At 60.2% G+C, this 23,916-nt stretch carries 23 protein-coding genes, 4 tRNA genes and 2 pseudogenes; 16 read left to right on the forward strand and 13 right to left on the reverse strand.

Annotated elements, in window-relative coordinates; all coding sequences use genetic code 11:
* Window positions 1–106: 106 nt before the first annotated feature.
* Together WCE05_RS23660 and WCE05_RS23665 are read right to left on the reverse strand one after the other, a co-directional pair.
* A complete protein-coding gene (locus tag WCE05_RS23660; protein WP_225789530.1) occupies window positions 107–337 on the reverse strand; it encodes a PP0621 family protein in 231 nt (76 codons plus the stop codon).
* Between the two features lie 92 nt (window positions 338–429).
* Window positions 430–1,449, reverse strand: a complete 1,020-nt coding sequence (locus tag WCE05_RS23665) for an outer membrane protein assembly factor BamD (RefSeq protein ID WP_225789531.1) — start codon at window positions 1,447–1,449, stop codon at window positions 430–432.
* Window positions 1,450–1,597: 148 nt separating this feature from the next.
* Here WCE05_RS23665 and rluD point away from each other — a divergent pair, with 148 nt between their 5' ends.
* From rluD to WCE05_RS23695, 6 genes are all read left to right on the forward strand, one after another.
* Window positions 1,598–2,560 (forward strand): 23S rRNA pseudouridine(1911/1915/1917) synthase RluD, encoded by a 963-nt coding sequence (gene rluD, locus WCE05_RS23670; protein WP_225789532.1) that lies wholly within the window; start codon window positions 1,598–1,600, stop codon window positions 2,558–2,560.
* Window positions 2,557–3,297: a peptidoglycan editing factor PgeF gene (gene pgeF, locus WCE05_RS23675; protein WP_368816672.1), complete on the forward strand. Its 741-nt coding sequence runs from the start codon at window positions 2,557–2,559 to the stop codon at window positions 3,295–3,297. Before rluD ends, pgeF begins: the two co-directional genes overlap by 4 nt.
* Window positions 3,298–3,419: 122 nt before the next feature.
* On the forward strand, window positions 3,420–5,984 hold the full coding sequence (gene clpB, locus WCE05_RS23680) for an ATP-dependent chaperone ClpB (protein WP_368816673.1): 2,565 nt from the start codon (window positions 3,420–3,422) through the stop codon (window positions 5,982–5,984).
* 414 nt (window positions 5,985–6,398) lie between these two features.
* Window positions 6,399–6,474 (forward strand) — tRNA-Asn (locus WCE05_RS23685).
* Between the two features lie 4 nt (window positions 6,475–6,478).
* Window positions 6,479–6,555, forward strand: a tRNA-Pro gene (locus WCE05_RS23690).
* Between the two features lie 6 nt (window positions 6,556–6,561).
* Window positions 6,562–6,637: transfer RNA gene (locus tag WCE05_RS23695), tRNA-Lys, on the forward strand.
* A 250-nt stretch (window positions 6,638–6,887) separates the two neighbouring features.
* On the opposite strand, the gene WCE05_RS23700 is transcribed toward WCE05_RS23695, so the two are convergent.
* From WCE05_RS23700 to WCE05_RS23710, 3 genes are all read right to left on the reverse strand, one after another.
* Window positions 6,888–8,183 carry an NAD(P)/FAD-dependent oxidoreductase gene (locus WCE05_RS23700; protein WP_225790869.1) on the reverse strand — a complete coding sequence of 432 codons (1,296 nt, stop codon included), beginning with the start codon at window positions 8,181–8,183 and terminating at the stop codon, window positions 6,888–6,890.
* A gap of 84 nt (window positions 8,184–8,267) precedes the next feature.
* The gene (locus WCE05_RS23705) at window positions 8,268–8,441 is read right to left on the reverse strand and encodes a DUF3094 family protein (RefSeq protein ID WP_225790870.1); all 174 of its coding nucleotides are present in this window, start codon (window positions 8,439–8,441) and stop codon (window positions 8,268–8,270) included.
* Between the two features lie 132 nt (window positions 8,442–8,573).
* A complete protein-coding gene (locus WCE05_RS23710) occupies window positions 8,574–9,203 on the reverse strand; it encodes a DUF1780 domain-containing protein (RefSeq protein WP_225790871.1) in 630 nt (209 codons plus the stop codon).
* 119 nt (window positions 9,204–9,322) lie between these two features.
* On the opposite strand from WCE05_RS23710, the gene WCE05_RS23715 reads away from it, so the two are divergent.
* The gene (locus WCE05_RS23715) at window positions 9,323–10,006 is read left to right on the forward strand and encodes an energy-coupling factor ABC transporter permease (protein WP_225790882.1); all 684 of its coding nucleotides are present in this window, start codon (window positions 9,323–9,325) and stop codon (window positions 10,004–10,006) included.
* A gap of 77 nt (window positions 10,007–10,083) precedes the next feature.
* Here the strand turns inward: WCE05_RS23715 and yacG are convergent, their stop codons facing one another.
* Genes yacG through WCE05_RS23735 form a run of 4 tightly spaced genes read right to left on the reverse strand, consistent with a single transcriptional unit; the run spans window position 10,084 to window position 12,980 of the window.
* Window positions 10,084–10,284 carry a DNA gyrase inhibitor YacG gene (gene yacG / locus WCE05_RS23720; protein WP_225790872.1) on the reverse strand — a complete coding sequence of 67 codons (201 nt, stop codon included), beginning with the start codon at window positions 10,282–10,284 and terminating at the stop codon, window positions 10,084–10,086.
* A complete protein-coding gene (gene coaE / locus WCE05_RS23725; RefSeq protein ID WP_253080036.1) occupies window positions 10,281–10,904 on the reverse strand; it encodes a dephospho-CoA kinase in 624 nt (207 codons plus the stop codon). The genes yacG and coaE overlap by 4 nt, the downstream gene beginning before the upstream one ends.
* The gene (locus WCE05_RS23730; RefSeq protein WP_253080035.1) at window positions 10,904–11,770 is read right to left on the reverse strand and encodes an A24 family peptidase; all 867 of its coding nucleotides are present in this window, start codon (window positions 11,768–11,770) and stop codon (window positions 10,904–10,906) included. The genes coaE and WCE05_RS23730 overlap by 1 nt, the downstream gene beginning before the upstream one ends.
* A 1-nt stretch (window position 11,771) precedes the next feature.
* On the reverse strand, window positions 11,772–12,980 hold the full coding sequence (locus WCE05_RS23735; protein ID WP_368816674.1) for a type II secretion system F family protein: 1,209 nt from the start codon (window positions 12,978–12,980) through the stop codon (window positions 11,772–11,774).
* Between the two features lie 217 nt (window positions 12,981–13,197).
* Between WCE05_RS23735 and WCE05_RS23740 the strand changes: the two genes are divergently transcribed.
* The 7 genes from WCE05_RS23740 (at window position 13,198) to WCE05_RS23770 (ending at window position 19,473) form a co-directional block, all read left to right on the forward strand.
* Window positions 13,198–13,608, forward strand: a complete 411-nt coding sequence (locus WCE05_RS23740; RefSeq protein ID WP_253168136.1) for a pilin — start codon at window positions 13,198–13,200, stop codon at window positions 13,606–13,608.
* 81 nt (window positions 13,609–13,689) lie between these two features.
* Window positions 13,690–13,765: transfer RNA gene (locus WCE05_RS23745), tRNA-Thr, on the forward strand.
* A 241-nt stretch (window positions 13,766–14,006) separates the two neighbouring features.
* Window positions 14,007–14,876: a tyrosine-type recombinase/integrase gene (locus WCE05_RS23750; RefSeq protein WP_368816681.1), complete on the forward strand. Its 870-nt coding sequence runs from the start codon at window positions 14,007–14,009 to the stop codon at window positions 14,874–14,876.
* Window positions 14,877–15,134: 258 nt separating this feature from the next.
* Window positions 15,135–16,505: a sigma-54 interaction domain-containing protein gene (locus WCE05_RS23755; protein ID WP_368816675.1), complete on the forward strand. Its 1,371-nt coding sequence runs from the start codon at window positions 15,135–15,137 to the stop codon at window positions 16,503–16,505.
* A 162-nt stretch (window positions 16,506–16,667) separates the two neighbouring features.
* Window positions 16,668–17,816, forward strand: a complete 1,149-nt coding sequence (locus WCE05_RS23760) for an iron-containing alcohol dehydrogenase (RefSeq protein WP_368816676.1) — start codon at window positions 16,668–16,670, stop codon at window positions 17,814–17,816.
* A gap of 173 nt (window positions 17,817–17,989) precedes the next feature.
* Window positions 17,990–18,796: an N-acyl homoserine lactonase family protein gene (locus WCE05_RS23765; protein WP_368816677.1), complete on the forward strand. Its 807-nt coding sequence runs from the start codon at window positions 17,990–17,992 to the stop codon at window positions 18,794–18,796.
* A gap of 125 nt (window positions 18,797–18,921) precedes the next feature.
* A complete protein-coding gene (locus WCE05_RS23770) occupies window positions 18,922–19,473 on the forward strand; it encodes a hypothetical protein (protein WP_368816678.1) in 552 nt (183 codons plus the stop codon).
* A gap of 259 nt (window positions 19,474–19,732) precedes the next feature.
* On the opposite strand, the gene WCE05_RS23775 is transcribed toward WCE05_RS23770, so the two are convergent.
* From WCE05_RS23775 to istA, 3 genes and pseudogenes are all read right to left on the reverse strand, one after another.
* A complete protein-coding gene (locus WCE05_RS23775) occupies window positions 19,733–20,116 on the reverse strand; it encodes a hypothetical protein (RefSeq protein ID WP_368816682.1) in 384 nt (127 codons plus the stop codon).
* A gap of 5 nt (window positions 20,117–20,121) precedes the next feature.
* A pseudogene (gene istB / locus WCE05_RS23780) lies at window positions 20,122–20,900 on the reverse strand (IS21-like element helper ATPase IstB).
* Window positions 20,897–21,583 (reverse strand): annotated as a pseudogene (gene istA, locus WCE05_RS23785) (IS21 family transposase); the annotation flags it as partial. The pseudogenes istB and istA, both read right to left, overlap by 4 nt.
* 106 nt (window positions 21,584–21,689) lie before the next feature.
* Between istA and WCE05_RS23790 the strand changes: the two are divergent.
* Window positions 21,690–22,184, forward strand: a complete 495-nt coding sequence (locus WCE05_RS23790) for an N-acetyltransferase family protein (RefSeq protein ID WP_368816679.1) — start codon at window positions 21,690–21,692, stop codon at window positions 22,182–22,184.
* A gap of 174 nt (window positions 22,185–22,358) precedes the next feature.
* On the opposite strand, the gene WCE05_RS23795 is transcribed toward WCE05_RS23790, so the two are convergent.
* Window positions 22,359–22,889 carry a glyoxalase superfamily protein gene (locus WCE05_RS23795; RefSeq protein ID WP_368816680.1) on the reverse strand — a complete coding sequence of 177 codons (531 nt, stop codon included), beginning with the start codon at window positions 22,887–22,889 and terminating at the stop codon, window positions 22,359–22,361.
* A 652-nt stretch (window positions 22,890–23,541) separates the two neighbouring features.
* Between WCE05_RS23795 and WCE05_RS23800 the strand changes: the two genes are divergently transcribed.
* The gene (locus WCE05_RS23800) at window positions 23,542–23,757 is read left to right on the forward strand and encodes a hypothetical protein (RefSeq protein WP_225790878.1); all 216 of its coding nucleotides are present in this window, start codon (window positions 23,542–23,544) and stop codon (window positions 23,755–23,757) included.
* Window positions 23,758–23,916 lie beyond the last annotated feature (159 nt).

Raw genomic sequence — 23,916 nt, forward strand, 5'->3', positions numbered from 1 at the left:
GGTCGGGGAGGGATAAGTGGGAGGGCTTGGCCTAATGCCGGTTTTGGGGCTGCACGGCAGCCCCAGGATCACAAGGCGCTATTCGACGGGCCGGTAGGGCAATCGATCAGTCTTTCTGGCCAGGCCCCTGCTCCAGGTGCGCCTGGCTGCAATACCAGTCGTTACCCAGTTTCAGGGCCCGGTCGTTGGGCAGGTGCACGCCGCAGTGGGCGCAGCGCACCATCTTCAGCGGGTCGTCGAGCGTAGGCTCGTGACGGCCTTGCTGACTGGTCTTGAACTTGCGCCACAGCCAGAACGCGGCGGCGATCAGGGCGATCCAGAAGAGTAGGCGAACCATGGTGTCCAGCTTGTCGGTAAATAGAGCAGACAGTCTAGGGCGCAGGCATGAAAAAAGGGAGGTCTGGACCTCCCTTTCTCATGCGTTGCAGATCAGTCGAACAGACCGAAGGTCATGTAGCTGAACCAGGAACGCTCCTTCTCGGCTTCCTTCGGACCTTCCGGCAGGATCGGGTCGCCGTTCTCGTCCTTGGGCAGCAGCTCTTCTGGCATCTCGGCGCGGGCATCCTGGAACTGCTTGACCACGTCCTGGTTGGCGCGGGTCTCGCCCGGCGGCAGCGGGGTTTCGGTCTCGATCAGGCCCAGGGTGGCCTTGGACAGCCAGGAGCGGTTGTCGGCCTCGTCCCGCTTGGGGCGGAACTCGCCATCGACCAGGCTCGGGTGGTCGGGGTAGTTGAGCTTGAGGGTTTCCAGGCTGGTGGCGGCCAGATCGTCCAGGTGCAGGCGCTGGTAGGCCTCGACCATCACGGCCAGGCCGTCGCCGACCGACGGCGTCTCCTGGAAGTTCTCCACCACGTAGCGGCCACGGTTGGCGGCGGCTACATAGGCCTGGCGGCCCAGGTAGTAGTCGGCCACGTGGATCTCGTAGGAGGCCAGCAGGTTGCGCAGGTAGATCATGCGCTGCTTGGCGTCCGGGGCGTAGCGGCTGTTGGGGAAGCGGCTGGTGAGCTGGGCGAACTCGTTGTAGGAGTCGCGGGCGGCACCCGGGTCACGCTTGGTCATGTCCAGCGGCAGGAAGCGCGCCAGCAGGCCGCGGTCCTGGTCGAACGAGGTCAGGCCCTTGAGGTAGTAGGCGTAGTCGACGTTGGGGTGCTGCGGGTGCAGGCGGATGAAACGCTCGGCGGCGGATTTGGCAGCCTCCGGCTCGGCATTCTTGTAGTTGGCGTAGATCAGCTCCAACTGGGCCTGGTCGGCGTAGCGGCCGAACGGATAGCGCGACTCCAGGGCCTTGAGCTTGCTCACGGCGCTGGTGTAGCTGTGGTTGTCCAGGTCGGCCTGCGCCTGCTGGTACAGCTCGGCTTCGCTGAGATTCTCGTCGATGACTTCCTTGTTCGAGGAACAGGCAGCGGTAAGCCCGAGGATGGCGATCAGCAGCAGGTGTTTCACTTGCATGGCGGCTTGCGTCCCTTTGACGGCCGCTGTCTTGGGCGGTGCCGTCCTGTTATGATGAGCGCCCCCGGCCAATCCCGGGGCAAAAGAAGCCGTATTTAACCACAAGCGCGCAGCCGAAACCAAAGGCTGTACGCCCGCCGAATCGAGCATGTCCGAGATCATTCAACTTAGCGCAGAGGTACCGTCCGAACTGGGCGGTCAACGCCTCGACCAGGTCGCTGCCCAACTGTTCGCCGAGTATTCGCGCTCGCGTCTTGCCGCGTGGATCAAGGAAGGCCGCCTGACGGTCGACGGCGCGGTGCTGCGCCCACGCGACATCGTCCATGGCGGCTCCCTGCTGGCCCTGGAGGCCGAGCACGAAGCCCAGGGCGAATGGGAGGCCCAGGCCATCGAACTGGACATCGTCTACGAAGACGACCAGATCCTGGTGATCAACAAGCCCGCCGGGCTGGTGGTCCACCCCGCTGCCGGGCATGCCGATGGCACCCTGCTCAATGCCCTGCTGCACCATGTGCCGGACATCGTCAACGTACCGCGCGCTGGCATCGTCCACCGCCTGGATAAGGACACCACCGGCCTGATGGTGGTGGCCAAGACCCTGCAGGCGCAGACCAACCTGGTCGAGCAACTGCAGCGCCGCAGCGTCAGCCGCATCTATGAATGCATCGTCGTCGGCGTGGTCACCGCTGGCGGCAAGGTCGATGCACCGATCGGCCGGCATGGCACCCAGCGCCAGCGCATGGCGGTCACCGAAGGCGGCAAGCCGGCGGTCAGCCACTACCGCGTGCTGGAGCGCTTCCGCTCGCACACCCATGTGCGGGTCAAGCTGGAAACCGGGCGGACCCACCAGATCCGCGTACACATGGCCCACGTCAACTTCCCGTTGGTCGGCGACCCGGTGTACGGCGGGCGCTTCCGCATCCCGCCGGCGGCCAACCCGACCATGGTCGAGGCGCTCAAGACCTTCCCGCGCCAGGCCCTGCACGCGCGTTTCCTGGAGCTGGACCACCCGACCACCGGCAAGCGCATCGGCTGGGAGTCGCCGCTGCCGGACGATTTCGTCTGGCTGCTGTCGCTGCTCAAGCAGGACCGCGAGAGCTTCATCGGATGAACGACCTGACGCAGGCGCTGCTGTTCCCCGACTGGCCGGCCCCGGCGTCGGTACACGCCTGTGTCACCACGCGCGGGGGCGGCAGCAGCCTGCCGCCCTACGACACCTTCAACCTCGGCGACCACGTTGGCGACGACCCGGCAGCGGTCGCCGAGAACCGCCGGCGCCTGAGCGATGCGCTGCACATCCAGCCGGCCTGGCTCAAGCAGGTACATGGCCTGGCCGTGGTCGAGGCCGACCCGACCGTGGTGGCCGAAGCCGACGCCAGTTGGACCGCCCGTCCCGGCATCGCCTGCGCGGTGATGACCGCCGACTGCCTGCCGGTGCTGTTCTGCGACCGCGCCGGTACGCGCGTGGCGGCCGCCCATGCCGGCTGGCGCGGGTTGGCCGGCGGGGTGCTGGAAGCCACCCTCGACACGCTGGCCGTGCCTGCCGAGGACGTGTTGGTCTGGCTCGGCCCGGCCATCGGCCCGCAGGCCTTCGAGGTCGGGCTGGAAGTGCGCGATGCCTTCACCGCCGTGCACCCCGAGGCTGCCGAGGCCTTTGTCCCAGGCGAGCGGCCCGGCAAGCTGATGGCCAACATCTACACGCTCGCGCGTATCCGCCTGGCTGCCCGTGGCGTGACGGCCATTCATGGCGGCGGCTTCTGCACGGTCAGCGACCCGCGCTTCTTTTCCTATCGGCAAACCCCGCAAGGCGGGCGCTTTGCATCGCTGGTCTGGCTCCAGCCGAGCTGACCCAGGTCAAGCCCGCTAAGCTTGAAACTTCCAGAATCAACCTTATCTACAGGTTATCTCTGGCAGGTTTCTTCATCAGGTGTGTCCATCGCTCCGACCTGCCCTTATAGGAAGGTATCCCCATGCGAATAGACCGTTTGACCAGCAAGTTGCAACTGGCGTTATCCGATTCCCAATCCCTGGCGGTGGGCATGGACCACCCGGCCATCGAGCCCCTGCACCTGATGCAGGCGCTGATCGACCAGCAGGGCGGCTCCATCAAGCCGCTGCTGATGCAGGTCGGCTTCGACATCAACAGCCTGCGCCAGGCCCTGGTGAAAGAGCTGGACCAATTGCCGAAGATCCAGAACCCCACCGGCGACGTGAACATGTCCCAGGACCTGGCGCGCCTGCTCAACCAGGCCGACCGCCTGGCCCAGCAGAAGGGCGACCAGTTCATCTCCAGCGAACTGGTGCTGCTCGCCGCCATGGACGAGAACAGCAAGCTCGGCAAGCTGCTGCTCAGCCAGGGCGTGAGCAAGAAGGCCCTGGAGAACGCCATCAACAACCTGCGTGGCGGCGCGGCGGTCAATGACGCCAATGCCGAGGAATCGCGCCAGGCCCTGGACAAGTACACCGTCGACCTGACCAAGCGTGCCGAGGAAGGCAAGCTCGACCCGGTGATCGGCCGTGACGACGAGATCCGCCGCACCGTGCAGGTGCTGCAGCGGCGCACCAAGAACAACCCGGTGCTGATTGGCGAGCCGGGCGTGGGCAAGACCGCCATCGCCGAGGGCCTGGCCCAGCGCATCATCAACGGCGAAGTGCCCGATGGCCTCAAAGGCAAGCGCCTGCTCGCCCTGGACATGGGCGCGCTGATCGCCGGCGCCAAGTACCGCGGCGAGTTCGAGGAGCGCCTCAAGGCCCTGCTCAACGAGCTGTCCAAGCAGGAAGGCCAGATCATCCTGTTCATCGACGAGTTGCACACCATGGTCGGTGCCGGCAAGGGCGAGGGCGCCATGGATGCCGGCAACATGCTCAAGCCGGCCCTGGCCCGTGGCGAGCTGCACTGCGTCGGTGCCACCACGCTCAACGAGTACCGCCAGTTCATCGAGAAGGACGCGGCGCTGGAGCGGCGCTTCCAGAAGGTGCTGGTGGAAGAGCCGAGCGAGGAAGACACCATCGCCATCCTGCGTGGCCTGAAGGAGCGCTACGAGGTGCACCACAAGGTGGCCATCACCGACGGCGCGATCATCGCCGCGGCCAAGCTCAGCCACCGCTACATCACAGACCGCCAGTTGCCAGACAAGGCCATCGACCTGATCGACGAAGCGGCCAGCCGCATCCGCATGGAGATCGACTCCAAGCCGGAAGTGCTCGACCGCCTCGACCGTCGCCTGATCCAGTTGAAGGTCGAATCCCAGGCACTGAAGAAGGAAGAAGACGAGGCCGCCAAGAAGCGCCTGGAGAAACTGACCGAGGAAATCGAGCGGCTGGAGCGTGAGTACTCTGACCTCGAAGAGATCTGGGCGTCCGAAAAAGCGGAAGTGCAGGGCTCGGCGCAGATCCAGCAGAAGATCGAGCAAGCCCGCCAGGAACTGGAAGCGGCCCGCCGCAAGGGCGACCTCAGCCGCATGGCCGAGCTGCAGTACGGGGTGATCCCGGACCTTGAGCGCAGCCTGCAGATGGTCGACCAGCACGGCAAGACCGAGAACCAGCTGCTGCGCAACAAGGTCACCGAGGAAGAGATCGCCGAAGTGGTGTCCAAGTGGACCGGCATCCCGGTGGCCAAGATGCTCGAAGGCGAGCGCGAGAAGCTGCTGAAGATGGAAGCGCTGCTGCACCAGCGTGTCATCGGTCAGGACGAGGCGGTGACCGCCGTGGCTAACGCCGTGCGCCGTTCCCGCGCCGGCCTTGCCGACCCCAACCGGCCGAGCGGCTCGTTCCTGTTCCTTGGCCCGACCGGCGTGGGCAAGACCGAGCTGTGCAAGGCGCTGGCCGAGTTCCTGTTCGACACCGAAGAGGCGATGGTGCGTATCGACATGTCCGAGTTCATGGAGAAACACTCCGTCGCTCGCCTGATCGGCGCCCCACCCGGATACGTGGGCTACGAGGAGGGTGGCTACCTGACCGAGGCCGTGCGGCGTAAGCCTTACTCGGTGGTGCTGCTCGACGAAGTGGAGAAGGCCCACCCGGACGTGTTCAACGTGCTGTTGCAGGTGCTCGAGGATGGCCGCCTGACCGACAGCCATGGGCGCACCGTGGATTTTCGCAACACCGTGATCGTGATGACCTCCAACCTGGGCTCGGCGCAGATCCAGGAACTGGCGGGTGACCGCGAAGCGCAGCGTGCAGCGGTGATGGATGCGGTGAGTTCGCACTTCCGTCCGGAGTTCATCAACCGGATCGACGAAGTGGTGGTGTTCGAGCCGCTGGGCCGCGAGCAGATCGCCGGTATCACCGAGATCCAGCTTGGCCGCCTGCGCAGCCGCCTGGCCGAGCGCGAGCTGTCGCTGACCCTGAGCCCGGAGGCGCTGGACAAGCTGATCGCTGTCGGCTACGACCCGGTGTATGGTGCACGGCCGCTCAAGCGTGCGATACAGCGCTGGATCGAGAACCCGCTGGCGCAGTTGATCCTCGGCGGGCAGTTCCTGCCTGGCGCGGCGATCACGGCCAAAGTCGAGGGCGACGAGATCGTCTTTGCCTGAGCCTTGCTCCCGACGAGCCCCGCATTCGCGGGGCTTTTTTTGAACGCCTACAAGCCATTTGGGGCTGCCTTGCAGCCCCAAATGGCCGCTGAAAGCCTTGACCGACCGGCATTGCTCCACAGGCTTCCAGCGGCCGTAACGTTGGATTCTGAATAACTCTTTGAGAGTGTTGAAAATTTTCTTTGCATTTTGCTTCGGGTGCGCTTAATATGCGCCCCGCTGTCAGGCACTACACAGATCACCGGCGGTAGAGGCGATCTGAAAACAATTTGCAAATCAGTAAGTTGAAAGCAAATTGGGGGTTGACAAGCGATTCGGAGGATGTAGAATAGCGCGCCTCGGAGACATGAACGCAAACGCGAATGTCGAAGAGTTCGAAGCTGAACAGCCTTCGAAGTAGTACGAAGTTGTAGTTCCGCGATAGCTCAGTCGGTAGAGCAAATGACTGTTAATCATTGGGTCCCTGGTTCGAGTCCAGGTCGCGGAGCCAAATTCGGGGTGTAGCGCAGTCCGGTAGCGCGCCTGCTTTGGGAGCAGGATGTCAGGAGTTCGAATCCCCTCACCCCGACCATTTTCCGGGTCGTTAGCTCAGTTGGTAGAGCAGTTGGCTTTTAACCAATTGGTCGAAGGTTCGAGTCCTTCACGACCCACCATGTAAAAAGGGCATCTCGCATGAGATGCCCTTTTTCTTTTGTCTGTCGAATTTTTCTCGTGCAGCTTGTTGCACAGAGAGCATTCGGCACTTGGCAAATTGCTTCGTGCCGCTTCCCCACAGGCTACAGCGCCGCTCTCGAGGGCAACGGTACCGGCGATGGGCTGCGCAGCAGCCCCAGAACCTGTCCAGTCGCGTCCCAGCGACAAAAAGGGCCGCATCGCGGCCCTTCAGTTTCAATTCCATATGGATCAGTGCAGCTTCAAGCGCGGTTCGGTCCCACGCCCGATCTTGCTGCCCAGCATCAGCATCAATGTGCGGAAGGTCCCATACAGCGCCATCTGGTGCATCCGGTACAGCGACACATAGAACATCCGCGCCAGCCACCCCTCCAGCATCACGCTGCCGGTGAGGTTGCCCATCAGGTTGCCCACCGCCGAGAAGCGCGACAGCGACACCAGCGAGCCGTAGTCACGGTATTCATAGCTCGGCAGCGGCTTGCCTTCCAGGCGCGCCTTGAGGCTCTTGGCCAGCATCGAGGCCTGCTGGTGCGCGGCCTGGGCCCGTGGCGGCACGTTGCGGTCGCTGCCCGGTTGCGGGCAGGCGGCGCAATCGCCGAAGGCGAAGATGTCGTCGTCGCGGGTGGTCTGCAGGGTCGGGCGCACCACCAACTGGTTGATACGGTTGGTCTCCAGCCCATCGATATCCTTGAGGAAGCCCGGTGCGCGGATACCCGCCGCCCAGACCTTGAGGCTGGCCTGGATGACCTCGCCGCTGGCGGTCTTCAGGCCATCCTCGGTCACTTCGCTGACGGCTGCATTGGTCATCACCGTCACTCCCAGCTTCTCCAGGGTCTTGTGCACCGGCACGCTGATGCGCTCGGGCAGGGCCGGCAATACCCGTGGCCCGGCCTCGATCACGGTGATGTGCATGTCCTTGGGCTGGATGCGGTCCAGGCCATAGGCGGCCAGCTCATGGGCGGCATGGTGCAGCTCGGCGGCCAGCTCCACGCCGGTGGCGCCGGCGCCGACGATCGCCACGCTGATCTTCTCGCTGGCCGTATCGCCCGCATGGGCGCGCAGGTAGTGGTTGAGCAACTGCTGGTGGAAGCGCTCGGCCTGCTTGCGGGTGTCGAGGAACAGGCAGTGCTGGGCTGCGCCAAGGGTGCCGAAGTCGTTGGTGTTGCTGCCCACGGAAATGACCAGGGTGTCGTAGCCCAGGGTCCGCGCAGGCAGCAGTTCGCGGCCCTCTTCGTCGAGGGTCGCGGCCAGCTGGATCTGCTTGTTCTCCCGGTCCAGCCCGCTCATGCGCCCCAGCTGGAAGTTGAAGTGGTTCCACTTGGCCTGGGCCACGTAGTTCAGTTCGTCTTCCGAGGAGTTGAGCGAACCTGCGGCCACCTCGTGCAGCAGCGGCTTCCAGATGTGCGTCAGGTTGGCGTCGACCAGGGTGATCTCGGCCTTCTTGCGCTTGCCCAGGCTTTTACCCAGGCGGGTCGCCAGTTCCAGGCCGCCGGCGCCGCCGCCGACAATCACGATGCGATGAGTCATGGGGATATCTCACAAGTTTTACGGAATCCTTGGCCCCGGGGGCCGGCCGCACACTGCAGGAGGGGAGGGCGAGCGCGAGGCAGCTCATAGCACCAGTCCACTCAACAGGCGGCTAAGCAGGCCCAGACCGATGGTCACGATCACCACCAGCGCAAGGAGCAGCAAGGGCCGGAAAGGCTTGCGCTCGACCTGGTGCTGGGGGGCTCGCAGGTATTCATCGACACGACGCTGATCTTCTGGATTCAGGCGGCTGGTCATGGTGGGCCTCGTCAGATAGACGTTTGTGATTGCATGAACGCTACAACGATCACGCAAGCGCTTGAAACAAATGATAATGCTTTCTATCTCCGGCGCCGAGTGTACGCCATCGCAAAGACTCTCGGCACTGGGTCAAAGACTGATACCTACATCGAAGACGATGCTGCGCCCCAGGTTGCCGCGTAAAAAATCCGGCGCGTCAGGGTGGGCGAACAGCACCCGGGCGAAGGTCGGCCCGACCAGCGACAGCGAGCGCCAGCCCTGGCGCAGGTATTCGGTGGGGGGTGGGAAGTGGCTGTTGAGGTCCAGCACTTCGCGCTTGAGGCTGGCGAAGGCGATGATGTCCAACTCGCCCAGGTCGAGCCCACGCTCCCGGTAGTTGTGCGCCTTCTTGCGCAGCGTTGGCGCCAGGCGCGCGAGCAGCTCCTGGGCACTGATCCGTCGTGGCCGTGCTTCGCGGCGCACCAGCTGGCTCAGGGAGAACGCACTGCGCCTGCGCTGCAGCTCCTCACGCCACTCGTCGTTGAGCCGACGCCCCTCGTCGAGGACGAAGAACACCTCGAAGGCAGCATCGCGAAACAGCACGTCCGGCGGTTCCTGGCCGGCCGGCATGAAGTCTTCGCTGCGATAAGGGATGTTCAGCCCTTGCAGCAGGCGCTGGCACACCCAACGCTCACGCTCCCACTTGCGTGCATTGGAGAGAAAGGCATTGGCTTGTTCGGCCTGGATGGTGAGCAGGCGCAGGTAGTCTGAGTCATCCATGGGAACAAGCTTAGCCGCTAATCCATGACGGTAAGATGCTGTTTGTGCGCAGGATTCGGTCGGGGGCCGAGTTGAATGGGTGTAGACTCGTGATTGTTCGACACGGGAGCGAGTTCGAGGTGATCAGCGCACAGGTCCTGTCCACCACCAGCCTGACCCTGGGCTGGCTGGCCTATGTACCGCTATTGATCTGGGCGGCGAGCCGTACCCGCTGGGTCGAGCTGTTCAGCGACAGCCGCCGCCAGCACCTGTTGTTCGGCACGGTGTTCGGCCTGTTCGCCCTGTGGTTGGTGCGGCGCGATTTCGATACCGGCGTGTCGTACCACTTCATCGGCATGACCGCCGTGACCCTGCTGCTGGACTGGCCGCTGGCGATCCTCGGCGGTTTCCTCGCCCAACTCGGCCTGCTCCTGCTCGGGCGCCAGGACCTGGCGGCCCTGGGCATCAACGGCCTGTTGCTGATCGGGTTGCCGGTGCTGGTCACCGAGGTGTGTGCGATCCTGGTCGAGCGGGCGCAGCCGCGCAACCTGTTCGTCTATATCTTCTGTTCAGGGTTTTTCGCCGCAGCGCTGGCTGCCTTGCTCTGCCTGTTGGCCGGGCTTGGCCTGTTGTGGCTGGATGGGCGCTTCGCCATGCCGGAATGGTTGGAGGACTTCGTCGGCTACCTGTGGTTGATCATCTTCCCCGAGGCCTTCATCAACGGCACGGTGATCAGCGCCCTGGTGGTGTTCTGCCCCGAATGGCTGGAGACCTTCAACCGTACCCGCTACTTACAGGCGCCCTGGAAGGATGATGAACGCTGAGGCACTTCTGCTTCTAAGTAGGGGCGTCTTGGGGCTGCGTTGCAGCCCCAGCAATCTCCCAGGCCCCACAAGCAGACTCAGTGCCGTGGCTCCAGATCCCCGGAGTACAGCTCATCCTCGGCCTCGCTCGAGCCAGGAATCTTGTGCTCCTCCGCCGCCCAGGCGCCCAGGTCGATCAGCTTGCAACGATCGGAGCAGAACGGCCGGAACGGGCTTTTCTCGCTCCATTCCACAGGTGCACCACAGGTCGGGCAGTCAACGGTCAATGGCTGGCTCATGGCTGGCCTCCTCGTAAAGTCAGGTAAAAATGATGCAGGCGATCGACCTGCTCGTGCAGCCAGCCCAGGTCGCGGTCATTGACCACCACGTCATCGGCATGACGCAACCGCGCTTCGCGCTCCAGCTGGGCCTGGAGGATGGCCTGCACCTGCTCGGGGCTGGTGTTGTCGCGCAGCAGGGTGCGCTGTACCTGCAGCGCAGGCGGGGCATCGATCACCAGCACCCGCTGGGTCTTCTGGTGCTGCCCAGACTCGATCAGCAACGGCGAGACGTACACCGCATAGGGCGATTCGGCCTTGGCCAGGTAGCTGAAGATCTCCTGGCCGATCAGCGGATGCAGCAGCTCCTCCAGCCAGCGGCGCTGGGTCGGGTCGGCGAAGATCAGCTGGCGCAAGGCCGCACGGTCGAGCTGGCCGTCATCCAGCAGCACGCCAGCACCGAAGCGCTCGACGATGCTGGCCAGGGCAGGGCGGCCAGGCTCGACGACCCAGCGCGCCGCCTGGTCGGCATCGACCAGGTGCACGCCCAACTCGACGAAGCGCTGCGCCGCAGCGCTCTTGCCACTGCCGATGCCGCCGGTCAGGCCAAGAATCCAAGGGGTAAAAGCCGCGGTGGTCATCAGATTCCAAGCAGTTGCATGTAGGAGGTGTATATTTCATCACCCCAGAGCACGGCGATCCAGCCCGCAATGGCCAGATAGGGGCCAAAGGGCATGGCCGAGCCCATCGACGCCTTGCGCAGGCGCAGCAGGCACAGCCCGATCAGCGCGCCTAGCACCGAAGACAACAGCAGCGTCAACGGCAGCACCTGCCAGCCCCCCCAGGCGCCGATCATCGCCAGCAGCTTGAAGTCGCCATAGCCCAGCCCCTCCTTGCCGGTCACCAGCTTGAACAGCCAATACACCAGCCACAGGCTCAGGTAGCCGAAGATCGCTCCCCAGAGCGCGTCGTGCAGCGGTACGAACAACCCCAGGGCATTGCCGACCAGGCCCAGCCAGAGTAGCGGCAGCACCAGCACGTCCGGAAGTAGCTGATGTTCGCTGTCGATCAGGCTCAGGGCCAGCAGCCCCCAGGTCAGCAGCAGGGCGAAAAGCAGTTCGAGGGTCGGCCCCGAATGCCAGGCGACAGCCACGGAAAACGCCGCGCAGCCCAACTCCACCAGCGGGTAGCGCGGGCTGATGGAGGCCTTGCACGCAGAGCAGCGCCCCCGTAGCGCCAGGTAGCTCAGCAGCGGAACGTTCTCCCACGCGCGCAGGCGATGGCCGCAATGGGGGCAATGCGAGGCAGGCAGGCACAGGTCGAAGCGCTCGTGCGCCACCGTCGGCAGGCCAAGCGCCTCCTGCGCCTCCCGTTGCCACTGGCGCTCGAGCATGACCGGCAGGCGGTGCGCCACGACATTGAGAAAACTGCCGGCCAACAGGCCCAGCAGCCCCGCCAACGTCACGAAAAGAGCCGGCTCGCCGGCCAGAACAGTCCACAGGTTCATGTCAGATCAAGCTACCCAACTGGAAGATCGGCAAGTACATGGCCACCACCAAACCACCCACCACCACGCCGAGAATCAGCACGATGGCAGGCTCCAGCAGGCCTGTCAGCTGGTCGAGCGCCTGGCTGACCTGTTCCTCGTAGTGGCTGGCGGCCTTGCCCAGCATCTGGTCGAGGGTGCCACTGGATTCACCGATGGCCGTGAGCTGTACCAGCAATGGTGGAAACAGCGGTTCCAGCGCCATCGCCTGGTGCAGCCCCTGGCCGTTGGCCATGCCCTGGCGCAAGCGCAGGATCGCCTGTTCATGCACTCCCGAGCCACTCACCGCCGCCACCGTGCCCAGCGCATCGAGCAGCGGAACCCCAGCGGCATAGGCCGTGGACAGGCTACGTGCAAAACGCGCCAGCGCCGCCCGGCCCAGCAGCCCGCCGAGCACCGGCAGGCGCAGTACCTGCCGGGATATCCACAGGCGTGCGTATTCATGACGTCGATACAGCTGCACCAAGCCCGCGCCCAGCATGATGCTGGTGACCAGCAGCCACGGCGCATGGCGCCCCAGCCCTGTGGACAAGTCGATGACCCACTGGGTGAGCGGCGGCAGCGCCCTGTCGAAGCTGGCGAACAGCGCCTGAAAGCGCGGCACCACCTCCAGTAGCAGAAGCGCCGACACGCCCAGCCCGGTCAGCAACAGCAGAAGCGGGTAGAGCATCGCCTTGCGCACCCGCCGCCGCAGGGCCTGGCGCTGTTCCAGCAGGGTGGCCAGCTGTTCGAGCTGGCCATCGAGCGTGCCGGACTGCTCGCCCACCCGCACCAGGTTGCAGTACAGCCGATCGAACCAACGCGGATGGCGCTGCAGCGCATCGGCCAGGCTCAGGCCTCCGGCGACATCCTGCTGCAACCGCGCCAGCAGCCTGGCCAGGCTCTCGTCCCCACCGCTGCGCCCCATCACCTCGAATGCCTGCAACAGCGGTACCCCGGCCTTGAGCAGCGTCGCCAACTGCCGGCTGAAACCCGCCGGGTCGGCCTTGTCCCGGCCACGGGGCCTGCGCCATCCCAGGCGGCTGGCCGGCCGCAGGCTGGCGACCTGGATGCCCTGGCGCTGCAACCCGGCGCGCACGTACGCCGGGCTACGCCCCTGGGTTTGCCCACTGATGCGCTGGCCGCTGGGGTCGGTGCCTTCCCAGGCATAGAGGCGTGTCGAATGGCTCATGCGAAAGTCCTTGCTGCTGTCGCGACAAGCCCCGTAACAGCTTGCCGTGCCCATGACCAGGCGGGTTGCTCTGATGGTCACTAGAGTAGTTCAGCGAACAGGACGTCCAGGCGGGCAGGGGTGACAAAAGGTGTCCGTTCGGCTCTACTGCGCGCCTGTCGGCCTGGTGTCCGAGACAGGAACCAAGGCATAGCCGTATCAACAAGGAAACACGCTCATGAAAGGGCAACGAGGCATTACCCTGATCGAACTGATGATCGTCGTGGCGATCATCGGCATCCTGGCGACCATCGCCGTCCCCATGTACACCAACCACCAGGCGCGGACCAAGGCGGCAGCTGGGTTGCTGGAAATCTCCGCGCTCAAGACCGCCATGGACCTGCGCTTGAACGAGGGCAAGGATGTGGCGGATGTCGCTGCGCTGGGGGGCCAGGCGAGCACAGCGCACTGTGCCATCACTGCCAGCGGGACGGCTGCCGATGGTAGTGCCAGCATCGTCTGCACCCTCGCCGATGCGCCTGCCACGGTGCTCGGCAAGACGCTCACGCTGACCCGCTCCGCGACGGGGTGGAGCTGTACCACGACGGTGGAGGAAGACCTCGCGCCGAATGGTTGCAAGGCGTCTTGAGGTTGGGGCTGGGGGTGGGGAATAACCGAGGCGAAACAGGGGTTTGCGTATCTGTCACGGCAGTGGTAGCGTTGCGCTCACGCCGGTGTAGCTCAGTCGGTAGAGCAGCGCACTCGTAACGCGAAGGTCGCAGGTTCGATTCCTGTCTCCGGCACCATGACATTCTCCGGTAAGGCCCAGTAACTACCGGAAACCCCAATGAAACCGCCCTCTGTGGCGGTTTTGTTTTTCCGGTAGGTTCCGAGTCCTTCCAGCACATTCCGGAAACTTTTAGTACATTGCGCAGCACATCGTAGATTCGAGTGCACAGGTGATGTACTAAATGCCCCTCACAGACACAGCGTAAGCCCCAGGACAAGGCCTACACCCTCAAGGACAGCGACGGGCTGTTCCTGTACATCGCGCCCAACGGCACGAAGTCCTGGCACTACCGGTTTACGTGGCACGGTAAGCAGGCGCGGATATCGATGGGCACCTATCCAGCCATCGGCCTGCGTGATGCACGGGAGCGCCGCGACGAGGCCCGCTCGCTGGTGGTCAAGGGCATAGGCCCACGCGACGAGCGCCGCCGAGCCAAGGCCGAGGCCGCCGTGCACCAGGAGAACACCTTCGAGGCGGTGGCCAACCGCTGGCACGCTTTCAAGCTGCCGCGCTGGTCGGCGGCCAGGAAGGGCGCAGCGATGCAGGCCCGCTTCTATCTGGACACGGACTTGCTGCTAGAGCTGGGCCGAATACCCATTGCGCAGATCAAGCGTGCCAATGTACTGGAGGCCATGCGCCGGGTCGAGCGGCGCGGGGCCTTGAACTCGGCACGCAAGTGCCGCTTCTGGCTCAACGAGATTTTCCGGTACGGCATGGCCGAAGGCTTGTTGGACGTCAACCCGGCTGCCGACCTGGACATCGTTGCAGTTCCTGAGCCACCAGAGCAGCACAACCCGTTCCTGCGGCGCGACGAGTTGCGGGAATGCCTGCTGGTGCTGCGTGGCTACAAGATGGCCGGGTACGTGCGCAGCGCCATCCGACTGTTGCTGCTGACCGGCGTGCGCACGATCGAGCTACGCAGCGCAACGATTGACCAGTTCGACTTCGATGATGCCCTGTGGTCGGTGCCGGCCGGGGTGGTGAAGCAGTTGCAGAAGAGGGTAAGGACGCAAAGCGGGGGAGATTCCACCGTACCTGGTCCCGCTGTCGCGGCAGGCCGTGGAAGAGGCGAAGCGCGTACACAAGCTGACCGACGGCTACCGCACGCTTATCGCGGGTCGCAATGACCCACGCAAGCCTATAAGCGATGGCACCGTTAACTCTGCCTTGCAGCGCATGGGGGACAAGGGCCGGCTGACCGGGCACGGAATCCGCGCCACGATCTCGACGAACAGAAGGTTAGACAACCGCAGATGTTTTCACACAGCCTGGACCAGAAGCGGACGGTTCCGAGGGCATATCACGCCGCCCTTTAGGTGTGGAGGGGTCTAAGAAATCAGGGACGGCAAGGTTACACTAACGCTTTACTAGCTCGGAGCGTTGTTTTGAACTTCACTGGTCAAACATTCGATACGATTCTGAACGCACTGCACGACGGCGTGTACATCACGGATGGGGTAGGGATTACAGTTAAGGTAAACAGCGCGTACGAGCGTCTGACTGGACTGCAGAGCGAACAGCTCATTGGACGCAGCATGCACGACCTGGTACGCGACGGTGTCGTTTCTCAATCCGCATCTTTGCGCGTACTCCAGCAAGGCGCTCCGGTTTCTGTCATGCAGAGCCTCAGTAACGGTAAGAAGCTGCTGGTGAGTGCAACCCCTATTTTCGAGAATCGCCGTATCAGCTACGTCGTCAGCGCCGTACGTGACATGACCGAGCTTCTGCGTATGAAGCATGAGCGGGATGAGCTCGCTGGGCTCAAGAAGCTGCGTCAGAGCACAGCGCAGTTGCATGCTGGCGAATATGAAAAACTGGCTCAGTCTTCGCTGGTCTTTGACCAGGCGCAATCAGGCCCACTTTTCGCACAGGCACGACGCGTAGCAGGCAGTGACGTGAAGGTGCTGCTGTTAGGGGAGACGGGGGTCGGCAAAAGTCTCGTCGCTCAGTACATTCACAATTCTAGCGCTCGGGCTAAGGAACCTTTCATTCCGCTCAACTGTGGAGCAATGCCGGAAAACCTGATCGAGGCGGAGTTGTTTGGCTACGCGCCTGGGGCGTTTACTGGCGCAGCTGCCAAAGGTAAGCGAGGGCTCCTAGAACTGGCGAATCATGGAACGTTGTTCCTTGACGAAATTGGCGACCTTCCTTTGTCGCTTCAGGTCAAGCTTCTGAAGGTCATTGAGGAGAAGCGGTTCATACCCGTGGGTGGGCTTGAACTGCGCGAAGTAGATATCCGAATCATAAGCGCCACCCACCATGACTTGCGACAGAGAGTAGAGCAGGGGTTGTTCCGTGCTGACTTGTACTATCGACTGAACGTGGTGCCCATCCGCATTCCCGCGCTTCGCGAGCGCGCCGGAGAGATCTCTACGCTGTTGGAGCATTACCTAAGGCAGTTCAACGAGCGCTATGAGCGCAACATGTCTTGGGGGCTAGAGACCCTAGACCTGCTCTGTGATTATGCATGGCCTGGAAATATTCGCGAATTGATCAACCTGGTCGAGCGTTTGGTAGTTATCTGCGAAAGTGACACGATTGAGGCGTTGGATCTCCCCGAGGAGATCCTTAACCTGCACGATGATCGCTTAAATCAAAATCGTCTGCCGCTGCGCAAGGTCCTAGAAAACGCAGAGCGGAGCGCGATCCTTTCAGCAATGCGCGTCCACAAGACCACGCGCCTAGCAGCCAAAGCGCTGGGTGTGAGCCAAGCAACCATCGTCCAGAAGATGAAACGCTGGGAAAGATCTGATTAGGTTTCTAATCGGTAGTCGCTTTTGTGATTGAAACTGTGATCACACGGTCGTGTCGGAGGTTAGCAAGAACGGGGCGAAACCCTTCAAGCACGGGCCTTTCAAGAAATTGGCACATGTTTTGTTCTCTCGTGGTTCATCTCAATAAAAAATGAGGATGAGCCGATGAGTGTTTCTGCCTTTCTAATCGCCAATAAACTCCTGACCGGCTCCAGCGCGGTTGAACAGCTGGACGCTGAGCTGACCCGGCTGAAGGTTAATAATCCATTAATCGTGACCGATGCGATCCTACTCAAGTCGGGTACAGTTGACCTCGCCTTGGCCCACATGGGGGGCCGCCGCTATGGCCTCTATGACCAAGCTCAACCAGAGCCTGAAATCAGTTTGGTCGAAGATTGTACCCGTGCATTTCGCGAGGGTGGTCATGATGGGCTCATTGGGCTGGGGGGCGGTAGCGCTATCGACATCGCTAAAGGTGTCTCGGCCTTCGCGGGACACGATGGCACGTTGGACGAGCTGTTCGGCGTCGATCAAGTAAGCCGCAAGGGGCCTGCGCTGATCGCGATTCCTACTACGGCAGGCACGGGTTCGGAAGTCACTAACGTGGCGATCTTCTCCGACAAAAAGGCGCAGCTCAAGAAAGGCATTGTGAGCAACTACCTGCTGCCTGACGTTGCTCTCGTGAGTCCAGTCATGACGCGCACTTGCCCACGTAACGTAACCGCTGCCAGCGGTGTCGATGCGCTTGTGCATGCGATCGAAGCGTACCTTTCGATCAATCGCTCACCGATCACCGATGCCATTGCTCTTGGAGCCATCAAGGTGATTGCTCGCGCTTTGCCTAAAGCGTATGCCAACCCCGATGACCTTGTTGCTCGGGAAGACATGGCTACGGCGAGTCTGATGGCTGGCATGGCTTTTGGAAACGCAGGCGTGGGCGCAGTACATGCGCTGGCCTACCCGCTGGGCGGACGCTTCAAGATCGCACACGGCGTTAGCAACGCTTTGCTGCTGCCCTATGTAATGCGCTGGAACAAACTTGCCTGTGCGGAGCGTCTTCGCGACGTCGCTCAGGCAATGGGCGTGAATATCGTCGGTTTAAGCGATCGCCAGGCTGCAGACGCGAGTGTCGATGCGATGGCTGAACTGTGTGCTGCGGTAGACATTCCTAACGGCCTTCGCGCTTTCAACATTCCAGAGGACGCTTTGGCACCAATGGCCGAGGAGGCCAGCAATATTGACAGGTTGATGCGCAACAATCCCCGAAAGTTCACAGCTGCAGATATCGAGGCGATCTATCGGGCGGCCTGGTAACGGGAAGTTGGTTTTGTTTTCATAATGAGCTTGCTGTATTGGTATTTGAATGGTCAAATTTTCAGGCTTGGCTGTTATGGATAGAAGTGTGATGTGCTAGAATGGATAGAAATGAAATTAATGATTGCCTGAAATATTAAAGCCTAACCATTATTATTCAAAGGGCTATAGCTATGGAAGAAGTTAAGTTATATGCAATGACCTGTGGCTGGATCACTATGCCTTATGGTTTCTTTATGGCTGGTGAAACAGGGGATCTGGCAATTCCAGTGCCGTGCTATTTAATCGAGCATCCCAAGGGTACTGTCCTTTTTGATACAGGGCTTGAGTTGCCTTTGCAGTCGAAAGATCCAGATGTGGTAAAAAAATCACTCGGCGTTTTTGCTGATTTAACTACGGTTAATTTTGTGCCTGGTGAGGATGTAGCTAAACGTTTGGAAGCTTTTGGCGTTGACCCATTAAAGATAAATTTCATCATTAATTCTCATCTGCATTTCGATCACTGTGGTGGAAATGCTTGTATCCCTAACGCACAATTGGTTATTCAAAAGCGTGAGTGGGAAGCCGCGAAGAATGAAGAAAATATCGAAAAAGAAATATATTCACCTCGACATTATGATTTAGGTCACGACCGTCTTGAGGTTGATGGGGAACATGATCTTTTCGGTGATGGATCGGTTGTGCTAGTTCCTAGCTTTGGACACACGCCCGGGCACCAGTCACTTAAAGTCAAGGTAGATGGTAAAGAAGTCGTAATTACCGCGGATGCTTGCTACTTAAAGGCTTCTCTTGAAAAGATGACGCTTCCCGATGCAATGGTGGTGAATGATGCTCAAGGAATGCTTGATAATTTTAACTTGTTTAAGCTGCTGAAGTCTAAAGGGGCCTTTATCCTCTATGGTCATGATCCAGAGCAGTCAAAATTACTCACGGATGGTCCAATTCGCAGAATTAGTTCGGAAACTCTATTTGGTCTGTAATGAGAATTTGTGAGTCATCATAAGATTGCTCACACTTGAAGTGCTTGATTTTTCGAGCGAAATTAAACGGATCCTGTTTTGTCGCAGGGTGCCAGACTGTAAATGTAAAATAATAAGGAATGATTATGAAATCTGTATTTAAAGCACCTTTGTTTTTGGTTGCAGGGATTGCCACCTCCCAAGCCTTTGCAGCGACCGCTCACGCTGACCTGCCAGATAGTTGTGCAAAGGATGCGAAGGGGAATTATAGTCAGGAGTTTGATGTTCCATGCAAAGCGTTGGATAACTTCCTGACAACATTCAATGCCAAAGATGAATTGGCTTGGGCTAAGACGCTCAACTACCCGCATGTGCGCATGTCTGGTAACCAAGTCACTGTCTGGCAAACACCTGAGGCCTATGCAAAAGACCAAAACTTGCAACAGCTTGCAAAAGAAATTGGATGGGAAAATACCCGCTGGGACTACCGATATGTTGTTCAGTCTGGTAGTGACGGAAAGGGGAATGCAAACAAGTATCATGTAGCGCTTAAATTTACACGCCTGGACAAGGCTGGAAAACCTATTCCGGGTCATACGTTTGATTCTTTCTATATTATTACAAATGTAGATGGTCATTGGGGTGCTCAATTTAGATCAAGCATGGCTGGTTCTTTGCATGGTAAATCAGCTTACTGATATATAATATTTCCTGAATAAAAGTTGGAGCGGCCAGCTCCAACTTTTAACCGCGCCATGCTCCCAGTGGCATCGCATAAACTTTACAAGCGCTGAGCTACGCTCGCTTAATTTTCTTGTCAGGCAGCACCCTCACCGCCGTACCCAGGTTTAAGGTCTTGGTGCAAGCTGCCAGCCAGGTAAGACGGTTCAGTGTGGCGGAGACTTGGCCCCGCCCAGTGAAATGGTGTTTCACCAAGAACGTGCTGTAGTAACCCAGCTACTCAATCTCAACATTGAAATCGATGCAGTCGCGCAAGCCGCGTCCCTTACCAGCAGCGAAATGTGCACTGTTTGCCTGTGAATCGTCCCTGCCCTCGTATACACCTTTGAATGACTGTTTCTGGCCCAGGCTGTGTGAAAACACCTGCGACTGACTAATCTTCTGATCGTCGAGATCGTGGTGGGAACGCTCATGAAGCGATTCATTGAAAGTGAGGTTCGGACGCAAGTCATGTTGCTGCCGGAGTTCCTGGAAGATTACATCACCGAAGAAAATCCAGTTCGGGTGGTCGACGTTTTCGTCGATGAACTCGACCTGTGTCAACGCCGACTTAAAACCGACCCACTTAATGCCCGATTTGCCGAAGTAATAATGACCCACCCGGATCACTCGGGTTTATGGTTCTGGCGGATCACACCCGATTTACGTTTGTCCTTGAGTCGGTAACTTTCACCTGTCAGGGTCAGGATGTGAGCGTGGTGTAGCAGCCTGTCCAGCATGGCGGCGGTCAGTGTCGTGTCGTCGCTGAAGGCATTGGCCCATTGGGTGAACGGCAGGTTTGACGTCAGGATCATCGAGCCTTTTTCGTAGCGCTGGGCTACCACCTGAAAAAACAGATTGGCCTCTTCACGGCCAAAAGGCAGGTAGCCGATTTCGTCGATCACCAGCAGTCTTGGTGAAAGGATCGCGCGGTTCAGATAGGCTTTGAGCCGCCCTTGTCGCTGTGCGGCTCCCAACTGCAGCATCAGATCGGCTGCGGTGATGAAGCGTGTCTTGATTCCGCTTTGCACCGCCCGATACCCCAAGGCAATGGCCAGATGAGTCTTGCCGACACCGGACGGGCCGATCAGCACTACGTTCTCGGTTCGGGCTACAAATGCCAGAGCGGCCAGCTCCTGCAGCAGCGCCTTGGGAACGCCCGGGCTGAAACTGAAATCATATTCCTCCAGCGTCTTGATCCCGGGAAAACACGCCATGCGCGTCAGCAACTCGCGACTGCGTTGTTGGCGAAAGCCATGCTCATGACGCAGTAGTTGCTCCAGAAAGTCGCTGAAGCCCAGATCGTCCTTCACCGCTTGTTGAGCCAGCATCGGTAATGCTCGGCTGTGCATTCGAGCTTGAGTGCCTGGCACCGCTCGACGATGGCCTGATGTTGGAGGTTCATGCGCAGGCCTCCCGACTCGCCTCATAGATGGATAGCGGATGCTGAAGCGACTCATGCGGGATCGGACGGGGCGCATTCCCCAGCAGGGCTCTCCAGGTCTGACGCACGGCGTGAGGCAAAGGTGTCAGCAGCTCTTGCTCCTGACGCCAACGGTCGATCGGGCGTTCCTTGAGCGTGGCATGGGTGCGTACATTGGCCTCCTCGGCCAGCCATTCGCCGACCAGGCGGTTGGCGGTGCCGCAATCCACCAACAGGCCGGCAGAACTGACCCGGCTGTTCAGCGGGTTGTAGAAGCTCTCGCGCAGGTAGCGGTTGAATCGCTCGACCTTGCCCTTGGTTCGGGCCCGGTAAGGGCGGCAAAGACGTATGCGAAAGCCCAGGTCGTCGGCCATCTGCAGCAGCCCGGCGTGAAAGCGATGCTGGCCATCGCCGTAGGCATCGCGCTCGATGACTGCGGTTTTCATGTTGTCGAACAGGATTTCGTCAGGCACACCGCCGAAGTAATCGAAGGCCAGCAGCAATGAGTCGTGCACTGACTCGAATGACTCATCAGGCACAAAATGGACGTAAGTCATCCGGCTATAGCCCAGCGTGGCCACGAAGGCTGACATCGGGGATTTGGCTCGGCGAAACACGATGAAGTCGGCCTGCATCTGTTTACCCGGCTCGATTTCGAACCGCATGCCGACGCAGAAGTCTAGCGAAATTGCTAAGCTGTTTACCCCACACTTGGTGCATGAATGCTACCGTCAGCTAGCCGGTACTTTAAGGACTATTGATGAGGTGAACATGGAAGTTAGGCAAATTACCCTAGATGACCTCAACGGATTTTACTCACTTTTTTGTGAGGTGAATGCCGAAGGCCGTTACTCAGCTCGCTCAACCCCGCCCCCTCTAGAGGCAATAGAACGAGCATTAATGCAAGTTGTAAAAAAATCTTGGCCTGTATACGTGATAGAGCATGATGGTCAAATAGTGGGCTCGGCGGAGGCCTACCCGGAAAGCTTCTGCCGACCTGGCGGTAGCGATAGCATTGGGGTTCTAGGGATGCAAGTGAAGCGAGAGTATCGCCGTAATGGCCATGGATCTGCTCTACTTTCCGCCGTGATTGAGCATTGCCGAGGTATTGGCTTCACCTCGGTGGATCTCAGTGTCTTTGAATCAAATAAGCCCGCCAGATCACTTTACGAAAAGATTGGATTTACCCGCCTAGAAGACCTTCCGCCGTGCTCGCTTCCGTGTGGGAAGCTTGAACAGCCCATTAAAATGCGACTAGCGCTCTGATCGCCCTTTGGGGCTGGGCTCAGGGACAACATTGTCAATGCGTGATGCCAGACGCTTGCCTCTAGGCACCCGGTTGCACATCATCGGCATAGGCAAATTGCACATCCCTCGGGCAGCGCAGGTGGTAGATCTCAAGATTAGCTGCTGCGTCCGTACCCCACCTAGACCTGGTAATCAGCTTTGACAGAACCGAATACGATTACCAAAAGGATCGTACACCTCCAAAAGCTGCCCCCAGTCCTGTTGAACAATATCCGGCCGCCCATAGCCATAGCGCTTAGCCAGTAACTCGTCACGAAGCATCTCTATGTTTTGCATCGGAACGAATATCGTCGCTCCAGGGCTCGCATCGCCATGATGTTCAGACAGGTGTATCTGTAGACCGCCTCGGTTGAGTCCAAGATAGAGGGGCAAGTCAGCCTCGAACCGATGCTCGAATTCGATACTGAAACCCAGAAAATCAACGTAGAACTCCCTCGCCTTGGTTTCGTCGAACATCCGCAGTATCGGTATGGCCTTGTCGAAGGTAATGGCGGGGTGGGGAGCCTCGTGGGGAAGTAGCGCCGAGGCGGTGTTCCAATCCTTGTATCCCAATTGCTGCGCTACCATTTCAAGCGCAACTGCATGGGAAACTTCGTGACTGCGGGCGTCTAGAGAGGCGCGCAGGCTCTTGGCCATCCGTTTGGCTTTCTCGATTGACAGCATCATTCCTCCTGGAGTCGAGGCATTCTGGTGCTCGCGTTGCCAAACCTCGACTATCAAGAGAGATGCGATAGGGGCTGGAGCAGAGACGCTTTCACCTTTCCTTCCGGAGCGAGCGGCGGGCAGCATCGGCCTTCGTCGATAGTACACAGTCCTGATTGAGGTCGGAAGCGGCGCCTTCGGCAGGTTCAGTTACACCACTTCCCGGGACACGACCGACAGTTCTTACAGAAACGAGCGAGACTTCGTATTCGGATGATGCTTGCTCTGGCCGGCTCACGGGGATAAATTGCCCTGGTCGCGGCCAATTCCGCGACCGGGTTTGGCGACCCGAACGAAAAGGCGCAAAGGCGCCCAGATCACGATTGCAGGCGCTTTTTTTGTGTCCGCAGTTTCGTGTAATGGCGGCTGTGCGTGGGAGACCCTTCGGGTCTGCCGAGTTCCTTTTCCTCGGTTCGCCAACCTGCGTACAGCTGCCACCCTAATCGTTTGGCGACGATTGGTGTGGTGCTTCAACTGAAAAGGACCTCATGCATGACCATCGTAAGTCCATTCAGGATCCTCGCATCCGTTCCCCACCGTCCAATCCCGCCGGTGACTCGACCCCACCGTTTCTACCCCATCCACAGCCAGGGCAACCTGAGGCAGGTACGCCATGACTGACCACGAGCGCATAACCTCCATCCAGAGCTACATCTGGACCCTCGAATTACTCGGCGAGGCGCTGGTGCAGCATGACGAGCATCTGGAATGTGAACACCCACCACAACTGAGCTTCCGCACCACGGCGGGTATTCACCAGGCGATCAAGATCATCAGCCGTTTGGCGAGCGAGCAATGCGGCAAGTTGCTGAGTAATGAGCCGACATGATTGAAGCCGCGTCCCATTGTGTTTTAGTGGGACGCGGCTCGTGGTTCGCCCTGTGGATAAGCCCTGATGCGGATCAGTTATCCAGTTCGGTAATGACACCTGGTTGGGATATTCGTAGCGCCGTTTTTTGTTCGGCCCGTTGCCCCAATCGCGACGCCA

The organism is Pseudomonas sp. I2 (genome assembly GCF_040984075.1).
Taxonomy (GTDB): Bacteria; Pseudomonadota; Gammaproteobacteria; order Pseudomonadales; family Pseudomonadaceae; genus Aquipseudomonas; species Aquipseudomonas guariconensis_B.